Below are 11,707 nucleotides of genomic sequence, written 5' to 3' on the forward strand. Positions count from 1 at the left end.
CATGAAGTTATTAGTCTTTGAGTTAAGAAAAATTATATTTGATAAGAAATTCCTCTATCTCACAATATTTCTTTTTGCAGGTATCGCTATATTATTTCTCCGGAATATGCTGTTTGACTCTTATATCGAAAAAGAAGAACAACAAAAAATAGATTCGTATGTTCTGACAAATCAATCCAATAAAAGACTGTTAGAACGGACACTAGAAGTTGATCCGAATAATGAGGAACTCCAGCAGTTAAAAACTATTAATGATCAAATGCTGGAAACATTATTTGAGCTGCGGTCGATTCGTTCACTTGATGATTGGCAAACGAGATTGATGCTAGAAAATGAATTTTTCCAAATGGCTGCAGAATATAAAAATGCCGGAGGAGACCATCCGCTTTCCTTTGAAGAAATAGAAAAGACAATTGCATTAAACCAAAAATTATTGCAAGAAAATATAAAACCAGAGCATCCGACCTATACGACGGCATTGCCAAACTTTCTCATGATTGTTACCAATCTTTTTATTAATCTTGGTGCGATTAGTTTACTATTACTCTTTGTCGGTGATATCGTATCCTCCGAATTCGAAAATCGGTCCATTTATTTCCTTTATACACAACCATTAAATAAAATCGCAATCTTTACAAGCAAATGGATTAGTTCAATCTTTGTTTATCTTTTTATTATTTTTATTTTATATGGTACCGCTATTATTCTTCCGCTATTGTTTGGTGATAAAGGAACCTTCCAATATCCCATATTACTGGAAAAAAATCAGGAAATACGGTTTATAACAATGAAGGACTATTTAATTCAGTCATTTATTATTGTTAGCATTATTATTTTGGTAGTCGTAAATGTATGTATGTTCTATTCTTTATACTTTAAAAATACTTTAGGGAGTTTATTTGCTTTAAGTGGTACTTTATTTGCAGGATATGCTGTTACTTTCATTCCGTGGAAGTTTTTATTTTGGCTAAACCCGTTTCAATATTTACTTGGTGAGTCCAGAATATTGGATCAAAACAATAGCTTATGGTATCAAGGAATTGCAGCCGGTGTTGTTTTATCTCTCCTAATGTATCTGCTTTCCTTGCAAAAAATTAAGTTTAGTAAACTCGGATAAAAAGTTCCTCTCCAAAATAAAAGCATTCTATCCTAAACACTATAGGTAGAATGCTTCTTACTCTAGATAGACCGTCTATTGATTTTTTCATTTTCTCGCATTTTATAGATAATTTTCCTTATGGAGTCTAATGCTAAATTATACTTTCGTTCCAGCTGTCCCATCGTATAACCGTTCACATATAGCTGATAAATTTCCCGATTTCTACTAGCTATTTGATGGCGGGAACCATTCACTTCTCCCCAACCTGCTCGCTGTTCTTTCTTTGGTATATAAAGGAGTTCCCCTTGAATATAATTTTGAATTTCATCAAGCAAACGGTCTGGGAGTACCTCTTTTCCGTTTTTGTATTGCAAATTTTGTAGCCTCCTTCAAATGAATCTGCGCAATTTGAATTGCATTATCCATTTTTAATCAGCTCCTTTCTTGCGTATTTTTCAAAAAATTCTATCATATTTATTATCTTCTGTTTTGAAGTATTTGTAAAGTCATTCGAAAAATATGGAAAAAGAGGCCATTGGAAAACGGCCCCTTCTTAAAGATTTCCGGCTAAGCGGAAATCACCTCATCTATAATTACCAACTTTAACCATCTCCTTTCCGAAAAGATTTCATCGGCCCGATACTTATATTAACTCATGTTAAGCGATTAGAAACAAGGGAAAGAATGGTTATAGTTGTTTTATACGAAATGTTTAGATAAAAACACCTTGGAAATGTATGCATTTAATTACTTATTAGATTGTCTTATTTATTATTCACCTTTTTACTCATGGGAATGTCAATTTTCTTCCGTTCTACTAGAATTTTATCAAAGTATGCCGTAAAATCCGATTCAGCCGAATAGGATAAACATAAATATTCCTTCGCTCTTGTCATGCCAATATATAATAAGGAAACTTCACGTTCAATATCTTCTTCTAGCGGAAATGGCATATTATCAACATTGACGATAAATACTGCTTGGTAATCTAATCCCTTACTACTATCAATAGTACTAATTTTTACACAACCATCTTCTTTTTCAAAGGAACGTTTTGTTTGCTCATTTTCTGTGATCCAATAGTAGGGTAGGCTTTCTTTTTCCAAAGCACGTTTAATTATATCTACAATTGCTAGTTTATTGGTTCTTTTTACACGATAAAGAATTAAAACTTCTTGTAGTGGTACTTTCTTTTCGTCATGTAATCTTTTTATCTGGTGAGCAACAATACTCATCTCTTTAAAGAAATTGTCTGTTCGAATAATTCCAGGCTCTGGTCCCTTACGTTTCGTACTTTGTGGAGCGATGATCTCTCCTTCTAATTCTCGATTTACAACCTTCTTTCGAAACATAGATTTTGCTTGGTAAAATTCCCAAGCAAATTTGACAATTTGTGCTGTGTTTCGATAATTTATCGCTAATATTTTTGATCTTCCCTGAAAACTTAACCCGGTATCCTGAACGTAAGAACGTTTTCTTTTATAAATAGTTTGTGCACGATCCTCTACTAATAATAAGGATTGTGTATCGGGATTAATGAGTAGGCTAACGAGTTTCAGCCAATCAGATTCGAAGTCTTGTCCTTCATCAATTAATATTGCATCATATTTTGGAAGGATTGCTTCATTTTTTTCAAGTTTTTCAATGATAGTTGGAATTTGTTGTTCATGCAATTTTAGATCTCGTTTCAACCAACTATGAAAGTTTCGGACTATAATATTATCATTGGATTTTTGCTGCAATCCATTACTTGCAGAAAAATCAAAATCAAATAAATCCTCTGGCTCATTTAACATATGGGTAATCATTTGCTGAATAGAGTTCGCAAGGGAAATATTGTAGCATAAAATTAAAACTTTCCACTTCGGGTACTCTTTCGCCAACATTTTTGCACGACTTGCCAGAATTAATGTTTTCCCACTTCCTGCAACACCGCGAATTAAACGATTCTTATCCCCTATTTGTTTCGCTAAATTTTCTTGGTAGAGGTCCATTGTTTTAATATCGTGAAGTGATAATAACAGCTGATCTTGATATGGAACTGGTGCCTTAAACTCCGCACTTATGCGAACCTCTGGAAAAAGATGATAACGAATCGAATTGATTTCCTCCATTGTCAATGGTTCTTTTAAACGGAATGGGATAGTAAACATATTTAGTATTTTTTCCATTAGTATTTCTTCGGAAAAACTTTCTTTATCAGGGTCAATCTCATCTCTTGTCAAACAATAATTTGGTTCTATAACAGTATATAGTCCTTCTTGGAGCATATCCTTGGACTGTAGACGAGTAAACACCACACCATGACCACAGGGGAATTTTAAAAACCATTTATATTTTCCTTCTGCTTGTATTAAATTTTTGTCTTTTTTTAATACATCTACAATATGAAACATATAATCTCTTGCCTGTCTAAGCGGGCTCTTTGTAATGGTCTGCTCTCCACTTTTGGAAATAATATGCCATTCCTCATGATTCACCTGGAATAGAGTGCTTTTTGTAAAATCTTTAACTTCTAGCACAACTAATCCTAAATCAGGTCCAATAATAACAAAATCTGGTCTCTTCCCACGAATTTCAGGCTCATAATACACAATATAGTCATCAGGTAAATATGTCTTCAATGTCTTAAACAACAAACGTTCGCCAGTAGTTGCTGTCGTTCGTATTGCCTCAGGTACTGTATATGCCATCTAACCGCTCCAAAATTATCTATTTTTTACCATTATACTACAAATTCCGACAAGAATAACATAACTAATATTTACCTTTTATATTTCTTAATGTTTTTCCTATGTATATTTCCTACAAACAAAAATTTATAACCATTTATGATAATTTAAGAAACAGAATTATCAATCATATAATCAGAAAATTACCTCTTCATCCGTATAACATCATATTTAAACAATAACGTTATCCCAAAGTTCATGATAAAATGCACAACAATGGGTACTACGATATTGTTTGTTTCAAAATAAATCCATCCAAATATCAAGCCAGGGATGGTGATATTTAGTAGCATAATAGGCTTTTTGAAATATTGTGTATGCATTGCTACAAACAAGAAAGTCGTGATTATTATTGAAATCCATTGATTATCGAAAAATAAGAAAAGTAGATTTTGCATAATACCTCTAAACAAAAGTTCTTCAAATAATGCACCTAATAACAAAAATATAAACATCCGGAGCAATGAATAACTTTGATAGCTTTTGTTTGTATCGTCTATCAATTTAGCTGGAATATAAAGTGATAAAATGATGCCAAACAAAAGTAAACCGATGGAGGCTGTAATCGTGTAAATGAATAATACTTGCAGGTTTCCAAATGATAGGAGGTTTTGAATAGTAAATACATCGTAGACAATTAGGGAAAAAATGATGGCTACACATATAAATGTAAAAGAGGAGAATACAATAATAGCGTCTTTTTGATTTACTTCCTTCTTTTTATTTTTAAGGTTGTCCGTTGAATACTCCATATTATACCTTCTTTCTAGATGTTTAATAAATTTTGATTTAAACGTAATATAGTTGCGAAATATTCACTCTTTTTATTATACTATTATTTCCGATAAAAATAGAGAGAAAATATTGTATTGTTTGTCTATCTGTGTAGTTGAGTGCCGAAAAATGGTGTTAAATAAACAAATAGAAAAGTTTTGCCTATCTCTTTAGTAGAATACTTTTTTCCTTGAGGAATATCGCAAGGCCGCTCCTATAATTGGAACGGCCCTCCTTTAATAAATGAATGTCATTCATATACTGATAGATCACTTATGTTCATCGTGTGTGCTTCATCATCTTTGTTTGCTTTTGATTTTTCCTTTATTTTACCTTCGTATAATATTTTTCCTGAATCTAAGCTGCCAATCGTTATCCATGTTTCCTTTGAAGTTTCCGGGTTGGAGTGAACGATATAAATTTTATCCTGATACAACTGGAACATATCGACTTGTTCTATCCCCGATTTCTTACCAAAAACGACTGGTGTTCCAAACGATTTGCTTTCAATATCATATGGGACGACTTTCAATCCATCTTCATTCGTTTCACTGAAATAGATGGTAGACTGATTAACAGACAATCCTGAAACTGCCATTTCCTCTGGTATAGTTATCGTTTCCTTTTCAAATGTATCCGTATTGAAAATTACATAATCATCCATTAATACAATCGGCTCCCCTACTGGTTCACCATATTCCCCATATTTTTGATCAGAAGCATATCTTTTTAATACTAAATATTGATTTCTTCCAGTGTATTCCTCATTATTGGCAAAATATGATTCATTCCAACCCATTGCTCCTGTATCAACAGAGGCTATTAACTCATTACCAATCAATTTTTTCTTCCCGATATCAAATGTATACAATCGATATTCCTGATTATCTCCTTCATTGTAATAATAATTTTGTACTATTACTTGGACTTGATTATCATTGTTTACTTGTACGTCTAATACTTGTGCATAACCAATCTTACTGTTTTCTTGTAGGTCCATTGTAAAGGAAGCTTTTTCGTTATTCTTCTTATTTAACGCAGCGATATCAAAAATAAATTTGCTATTTCCTTTCTGGACTAAGTTCGCATAAACAAATTGCTGCTCATCTTCATAAAAGTATCCCGTAAAAAGATCCTTCCCCCTCATGAAATTACGATGCTCTTTTATCCATTTATCAAAAATCGGTTCACGAACACCAATCGCTTTTTCAAAAATACTAAGTTCGCTATTATAGAAAGATTCATTATTTATTATTCGGAAGCTTTCATACTGTGAATCCTTTACATAATCACCATAAAGCACTAACTGTTCGGTCAATGATTCATCACCACTAACTTTTTCTAAAACATATTCTGGAAAATCCCCACCTGCTATTACTGTTTTTATATAAAAAGTGGTTATCACTACGATAGTAAAAATGATACAAATGATAATCGCTAAATAACGCTTCATGAAATTCCCTCCTTACACCCTAATTTTTTTATTTAATAAATAATGACTCGTCCAAATCGAACTAACCAATACGATGAATGCTGTGATAATTTCTGCGATGATTAATTCGCCAGGATATAAATACTCGTTGAATACTAAATAATTTAGCAATATTGGTAAAATGAAGACAAGTACTGCTGCGGCTCCGTATAGGACTGCAAAAAGAATTCCCTTTAGGCGGAAGCTTCGTTCTAACAGAATCATCGTAAACACAACAGAAACTACGATCATCCCAAGACCATAATGAATAATAAATTCGGTAAACGAATATGGGAATACTAATCCGATGAAATCAAACGTTTGAATCATTTCACGGGTTGTCATATCGAAACGAAACTCATCTGGGACGATCCATTTTAATAATTGTGCATCAACCTGGAATAGCACAAGCTGTATTGCAATCATTCCAAACGTGTATAGTAGAATTGTTGTTGCTTTTGCTGCAAATACAGAAATTCTATTTGTCGGTAACATCAATAATCGATAAATAAAGGTATTTTTACCTAACCAATCACGATACCATATGAAAATCATATAGAATAGTAGAGAAACAGCAACAATTGCAATCGGTGCTAACAGCCAAAGAGAAGGTCCGATATGCGCAAAGGACATCATTCCATTTTCTTCGATAAATTGTTTGAGCGAAACATGATCCTCATACATTGATTTGTTCGCCAAATTTATGTAATTGGTTGATTCCACAATAATACCGATTATTTGCGATAAAATCGTTATCCCAATTAACACTAAATATATTTTAAAAAAACGGTTAAATTCAAAATGAACTAGCTTACCAAAGCGCTTCATGAACGATACACCTCTCTCATTACGTCAATTACCGATTTTCCTTCTTTTTCTCGCATTTCTTCTGTATTAAATTCCTTTAGCACGACACCATTATCGAGTAGTACCACCTTATCCAATAAATGTTCAATATCATTTATTTCATGTGTGGTAATAATAACCCCGCGGTCTTCGATTAAATGACTAGTAAAAACTTCCGCGATTTGTTCTCTGCTAAAAATATCAATACCAGAAAATGGTTCATCCATTAAAAGAAAATCAACATCAAGGGCAAGACCGAGTAATAAGTTTACCTTCGCTGTATTCCCTTTCGATAAATCTGCAATTTTATCACTTTCCTTTAATCGGAAAAAGCTTAATAATTCATTGGCACGCTCTTGATTCCAGGAATCATAGAAATCATCCATAAATTGCATTGCATCTTTAATTTTCATCGATGGAAGCATTGTGATTGCATCCGGAATAAAGGTGATTTTTTCAAAGCTACCTTTATGAAGCTTTTCCCCATTTATAAGAATTTCTCCTTTATTTATTGGGGTTAATGCCATAATTGCATTCATAATCGTCGTTTTTCCTACGCCATTAATCCCGATTAATGCAGTAATTTTTCCTTTTTCAGCAGTAAAGCTAACGCCTTTTAATACTGGTTTTCTGCCAAATTTTTTATAAACATCCTTTACTTCTATCATACGTTCCCCTCCTCTTGGCTTTTTTGATATTTTTCAGTAACTAAATCAAGTACTTCCTCCAATGGAACTTGAATGGATTGGACCGAATAAATAAACGTTTCGACTGCTTCCATGATCAATTCCTTGCGCACCCCTTTTAGTACGAGCTCATCCTTTGTGATTTTACTCGGTAAATTCCCCTCTGTGTAAATCAATCCTTGTTCCTCCATTTCTTTATACGCCCGTTGCGCCGTATTTGGATTAATCTTCAACTGATTTGCAAGTTCTCTTCTTGATGGAATTTCCTGACCAGGCTCCAACACCCCTTTTGCAATTTGCTCTTTAAAATGGCGGATAACTTGCACATATACTGGGTCGCGATTATTAAATTTCACGTTCATGTACTCAACTCCTTACTGGTCGTTCGCTTGGGATGAAGGGGTGTATTATATACTCCATACACTTTATGTAAAAAGGATTTCTCATTTTTTTACGTGTACCGTATGAACCCCTTCATACACCAAAAACAAAAATGACCCGGTATTACGTATTCTTTGCTAGACTGTATTAATGTGTTCATACACTTGACTTAAAAACATATGTATTAATCACGTAATACACTTCATGTAGTGTATTATACGGGTAATACACATCGCCTGTCAATACGAAAAGCGGGAAATTGATAATATTTTTTTGCTTATTGGTGGAATCAATGGGATTTATGTTAGAATTCTAGAGGATTTTTCTTTTGTTACCTTCTATCTAAAGGATTTGGGCTTGACTTTTTTTGCCCACTTTCCTTTTGACACCTTCCATCAATCGGATTTTCACCACATTTTCTTGCCCACTTTCACTTTAATACCATCTCATCCTAAGGTAATTAAAACTTATTCAAACGAAAACCTATATGGGAGCAAAAAAAAGAGGCTATTCAGCCTCACGATAATCATCTGTATCAATTTGAATGTAAATCAACGAACTACCTTCACGTATTGTTAGTTTATCTGGAGCAGATGGCGGATGAAACGCAGTGTTTTCCTCCTCATTTAATGCTAGCATTGTTCCGAGCACATCTTTCGCCATTTCATAAGCCTCTGCAAAGCTCCTACCATCTGTAAAAACATTCTCTAAGTCTGGAAAGCTAACAGCATATCCTTTATAATTTTCCTCATTGATAGGCTCAAAGATGCTATAGTAACTGTAAATTGCCATTTCATGAATCTCCTTCTCTTTAGTAGTAACGAAAGTTTATTGTTCTGTTTTCGGTGTACCTTTGTACTCTCGTTTCGAAAATAGCTTTCGCTTAATATGTAAATAATTCTCGATTTCGCGGATTAAATAATACAAATTTGCACGTGTTTCAAATTCCTCTCTCGTTGTCGGCAATTCGGTCTCGCGCATTAATTCCCAGCATTCCTCCAACTTTTGAAAGGATAGCTCTGTTGTATCCCCTGAGTGGACATGGTTGCTTAAGAATTCTAAAAAGTCAGCGAAAATTTCCCGTTGTTTTAAATGCAAGCTTAAAGAAGACACAATCGGCAGCATTCGTTTTAATAATTCGAGCTGATCCTCGCGCATTTCCAAGTAAAAGAAATCCTTCACTTGTTTTTTCAATAAATGATTTTCCATTTCATTCATCGCGATACTTTTCGCTTGGTTAATCCAATCTTCTGCTTCTAATATTTCTTTTCCATCCCAATTTTGTTTGCTATCTCGTAAATAGGCAGCAAGTTCATATAGAATGACCTGAAAACTATTTTCAATTTTTGCTTTAAAATTCTCGATATCATCTTTTGCACTCGGCATATAGCTATTCACTAATATCGCAATACTAATCCCAATGACTATAACGAAAAATTCATTAAGAAAGACCTCTACATTGGCATGTTTTACTGTATAAATATGGAGCACCACTACCATACTCGTGACAAAACCACCTTGGATTTTCGCTTTTACGAGCAATGGAACAAATAATAAAATAAAGATAGAAAATACAAGGGGATTATAGCCAAAAATTTCAAAGACAATCCCACTGAGCACCAACGACAGAAGGCAGGCAAAAAATTTCTTTAATATCGTATCGAGAGATTTCTTCCTTGTTTTTTCGATACACATGATCACAATGATAGCAGCAAAGGTTGCAAACTCTAAATGAAATAAACTTGCAATCCAAATCGCAAGCCCTGCGCCAACAGCGGTTTTAATTGTTCGATAACCCATGCCAATCATACGCTCTTTCCTCACCTTTTGAAATGTTTGGAAAACCTATTTTCGTTTATTGTTCCAATACCATATGATTTCCATTTTATTATATATGAAACAAAGGTAAAATGCGTACAGAAAATGATATTCTGCATAACTACAAAATTACTTTTACAGAACATAAAAAAATCAGAGCATGTTTCTCTCTGATTTCTTTCCATTCACTATTTTTCACTTGTCAGTTTATTCGACTACATGACTAAGTCTGTTACCATAAAGGCAATGTACAATAGGGTAATTGTAATAATCGATAATAAAAAAACTTTAAACTTCTCCATATACTCGCTCCCCTTAATTCCCTCACCCATTTAAGTAAAATGCTTTTCCTTTCCTAATATTTTAACATAAATTTGTTATCTGAAAATAGAACAATCTTGCTACCTTATTCTTGTATCACAATCGATTCAATCAGCCCATCAAAATCATAAAATAACGGAGAAAATTTCTTTCGATTGAATTGGGTGTACGAGTCAATGATAATTTTTGAATCAGTGGATTGTTTGTTTACGATTGCATTACTGCCAACGATATAATTTGAAAATGTATCACGAAAAATAATCGCAGCCTCTTGAATATTTTTACTTTCATCCTCTTTCAATTCGATGCGGTAATGTAGTTGACTGTATTCACTAGTAGATGGTTCTATCATATATTGCATATCGACTAGCTCTAATCCTTTTGGAAGTTGAATTGCTTCATATGCTGTGTTGGATGGATACATAAGATTTATTGGCATCGGTAACAAGGATAGCTGTACGGCAATAATGGCTTGGAGAAAAAGACTTATAATAACCACATCCCTTCTGATTATGTACAAAACACGGGTTTATTAATTGTTAAGTACCCATTATTTGAAGGGATAAACTTGTTCAAAGTGGATTATAAAATTTCTTTTAATAAAGAAGTGAAAAATCGTGTTTGTAATGTATGATGGCTAGGAAAACCAATGGCAGGTGAGTTTCGAACAAGCTAGGAAAGTATGGTGGTTGGCTTTTTCGTCGAAGGATGCGCTACAACTATTAGAAACGACGACTAAAAAAAGAGAATTGCTTGCATGTATAATGGAAGAGGAACATCCCTTCTTCCTTTCCTTTAAAAGATGAAAACAAAAAGGCAAGCGAAGATGCTATCACTTCCTTGCCTTGATAATACACTCTACATTATTTTCTTTTCTTCAATGCTAATCCTAATGCAACCAAGCCCAATACTAATGCTGCTATTGAAAGATATAAAGAAAGATTGCTTGTACTGTTGCTATCCTCATCGCTATTATCAGAAGTTGTGCTAGCGGTATCTCCATGATCATGACTGTCTGTTACAGTTGCTTCGTTTACTACTGTAACGGAAGCTGGTGTTTCAGCATCAGGCGCGCCAACCCATTCGACAACCGAACCATCCTGATAGGTTTGATATGCCTTCCACACGATTTGTTCGGCATCGTCACTAACTTTTCCTTGCATTTTAAACTCAGCAAACTCTGTTGGTGCTAAGCCTTGCTCGTCCGCTGTCCATGTTACACTCGTAATTTTCCCTGTATCATCTTTTTCCATTGTATATGTCCAGCCTGGCTTTGGCTCAAAGCGAGTGATGTTTACTGCATCATCGAACTTCACTTGTACTTTTGTCGTTGGAACTGTTTCGTTTTCTGATGGTACGCGAACAGTAAATACTTCATATTTTCCTTGAGAGGTTTCTGTTGGCTGCACCGTAACATGTGCACTTGCAACACTAGTGAATAGTGCAAAGGCCGCAACAAATGTAACTACTACTGTAACTATTTTTTTCATCTTAAGAAATTCTCCTATCTATTTTTCTTTTTTACTATTTTCCTTTGTTATTTCATTAAATTATAAAAGAAAGCTGTATTCATAAGGTT

The 11,707-nt window shown here is 33.9% G+C and carries 12 protein-coding genes; 1 reads left to right on the forward strand and 11 read right to left on the reverse strand.

What is annotated here, in order from left to right:
- Position 1 precedes the first annotated feature (1 nt).
- Positions 2-1,117 carry an ABC transporter permease gene (locus OEV98_RS15415; protein ID WP_263074252.1) on the forward strand — a complete coding sequence of 372 codons (1,116 nt, stop codon included), beginning with the start codon at positions 2-4 and terminating at the stop codon, positions 1,115-1,117.
- 62 nt (positions 1,118-1,179) lie between these two features.
- Here OEV98_RS15415 and OEV98_RS15420 read toward each other — a convergent pair whose 3' ends face one another.
- The 11 genes from OEV98_RS15420 to OEV98_RS15470 all read right to left on the reverse strand — a co-directional run bounded on the left by OEV98_RS15420 (position 1,180) and on the right by OEV98_RS15470 (position 11,618).
- On the reverse strand, positions 1,180-1,473 hold the full coding sequence (locus tag OEV98_RS15420; protein ID WP_263074253.1) for a CD3324 family protein: 294 nt from the start codon (positions 1,471-1,473) through the stop codon (positions 1,180-1,182).
- Between the two features lie 390 nt (positions 1,474-1,863).
- Positions 1,864-3,792 carry a DEAD/DEAH box helicase gene (locus OEV98_RS15425; RefSeq protein WP_263074254.1) on the reverse strand — a complete coding sequence of 643 codons (1,929 nt, stop codon included), beginning with the start codon at positions 3,790-3,792 and terminating at the stop codon, positions 1,864-1,866.
- Positions 3,793-3,974: 182 nt separating this feature from the next.
- Positions 3,975-4,583, reverse strand: a complete 609-nt coding sequence (locus OEV98_RS15430) for a CPBP family intramembrane glutamic endopeptidase (RefSeq protein ID WP_263074255.1) — start codon at positions 4,581-4,583, stop codon at positions 3,975-3,977.
- Positions 4,584-4,855: 272 nt separating this feature from the next.
- Positions 4,856-6,058 carry a hypothetical protein gene (locus OEV98_RS15435; protein ID WP_263074256.1) on the reverse strand — a complete coding sequence of 401 codons (1,203 nt, stop codon included), beginning with the start codon at positions 6,056-6,058 and terminating at the stop codon, positions 4,856-4,858.
- Positions 6,059-6,070: 12 nt separating this feature from the next.
- Positions 6,071-6,904: a hypothetical protein gene (locus OEV98_RS15440; protein ID WP_263074257.1), complete on the reverse strand. Its 834-nt coding sequence runs from the start codon at positions 6,902-6,904 to the stop codon at positions 6,071-6,073.
- Entirely contained in the window at positions 6,901-7,590 is a 690-nt protein-coding gene (locus OEV98_RS15445; RefSeq protein WP_263074258.1) for an ABC transporter ATP-binding protein, read from the reverse strand. The genes OEV98_RS15440 and OEV98_RS15445 overlap by 4 nt, the downstream gene beginning before the upstream one ends.
- The gene (locus OEV98_RS15450; protein WP_263074259.1) at positions 7,587-7,970 is read right to left on the reverse strand and encodes a GntR family transcriptional regulator; all 384 of its coding nucleotides are present in this window, start codon (positions 7,968-7,970) and stop codon (positions 7,587-7,589) included. The genes OEV98_RS15445 and OEV98_RS15450 overlap by 4 nt, the downstream gene beginning before the upstream one ends.
- Before the next feature lie 526 nt (positions 7,971-8,496).
- Positions 8,497-8,781 (reverse strand): type II toxin-antitoxin system HicB family antitoxin, encoded by a 285-nt coding sequence (locus tag OEV98_RS15455; RefSeq protein WP_263074260.1) that lies wholly within the window; start codon positions 8,779-8,781, stop codon positions 8,497-8,499.
- 36 nt (positions 8,782-8,817) lie between these two features.
- Positions 8,818-9,798 carry an aromatic acid exporter family protein gene (locus OEV98_RS15460; RefSeq protein WP_263074261.1) on the reverse strand — a complete coding sequence of 327 codons (981 nt, stop codon included), beginning with the start codon at positions 9,796-9,798 and terminating at the stop codon, positions 8,818-8,820.
- Between the two features lie 415 nt (positions 9,799-10,213).
- On the reverse strand, positions 10,214-10,627 hold the full coding sequence (locus OEV98_RS15465) for a hypothetical protein (protein ID WP_263074262.1): 414 nt from the start codon (positions 10,625-10,627) through the stop codon (positions 10,214-10,216).
- A gap of 364 nt (positions 10,628-10,991) precedes the next feature.
- Positions 10,992-11,618: a YcnI family copper-binding membrane protein gene (locus OEV98_RS15470; protein WP_263074263.1), complete on the reverse strand. Its 627-nt coding sequence runs from the start codon at positions 11,616-11,618 to the stop codon at positions 10,992-10,994.
- Positions 11,619-11,707 lie beyond the last annotated feature (89 nt).

Source organism: Perspicuibacillus lycopersici (genome assembly GCF_025660475.1).
GTDB classification, from domain to species: domain Bacteria; phylum Bacillota; class Bacilli; order Bacillales; family Caldibacillaceae; genus Perspicuibacillus; species Perspicuibacillus lycopersici.

What these genes read in the sequence shown, in the direction of transcription:
- OEV98_RS15450 (WP_263074259.1), bottom strand. Translation starts at nt 7,970, where the DNA reads ATGAACGTGAAATTTAATAATCGCGACCCAGTATATGTGCAAGTTATC.
- OEV98_RS15425 (WP_263074254.1), bottom strand. Translation starts at nt 3,792, where the DNA reads ATGGCATATACAGTACCTGAGGCAATACGAACGACAGCAACTACTGGC.
- OEV98_RS15455 (WP_263074260.1), bottom strand. Translation starts at nt 8,781, where the DNA reads ATGGCAATTTACAGTTACTATAGCATCTTTGAGCCTATCAATGAGGAA.
- OEV98_RS15415 (WP_263074252.1), top strand. Translation starts at nt 2, where the DNA reads ATGAAGTTATTAGTCTTTGAGTTAAGAAAAATTATATTTGATAAGAAA.
- OEV98_RS15435 (WP_263074256.1), bottom strand. Translation starts at nt 6,058, where the DNA reads ATGAAGCGTTATTTAGCGATTATCATTTGTATCATTTTTACTATCGTA.
- OEV98_RS15470 (WP_263074263.1), bottom strand. Translation starts at nt 11,618, where the DNA reads ATGAAAAAAATAGTTACAGTAGTAGTTACATTTGTTGCGGCCTTTGCA.
- OEV98_RS15440 (WP_263074257.1), bottom strand. Translation starts at nt 6,904, where the DNA reads ATGAAGCGCTTTGGTAAGCTAGTTCATTTTGAATTTAACCGTTTTTTT.
- OEV98_RS15430 (WP_263074255.1), bottom strand. Translation starts at nt 4,583, where the DNA reads ATGGAGTATTCAACGGACAACCTTAAAAATAAAAAGAAGGAAGTAAAT.
- OEV98_RS15445 (WP_263074258.1), bottom strand. Translation starts at nt 7,590, where the DNA reads ATGATAGAAGTAAAGGATGTTTATAAAAAATTTGGCAGAAAACCAGTA.
- OEV98_RS15460 (WP_263074261.1), bottom strand. Translation starts at nt 9,798, where the DNA reads ATGATTGGCATGGGTTATCGAACAATTAAAACCGCTGTTGGCGCAGGG.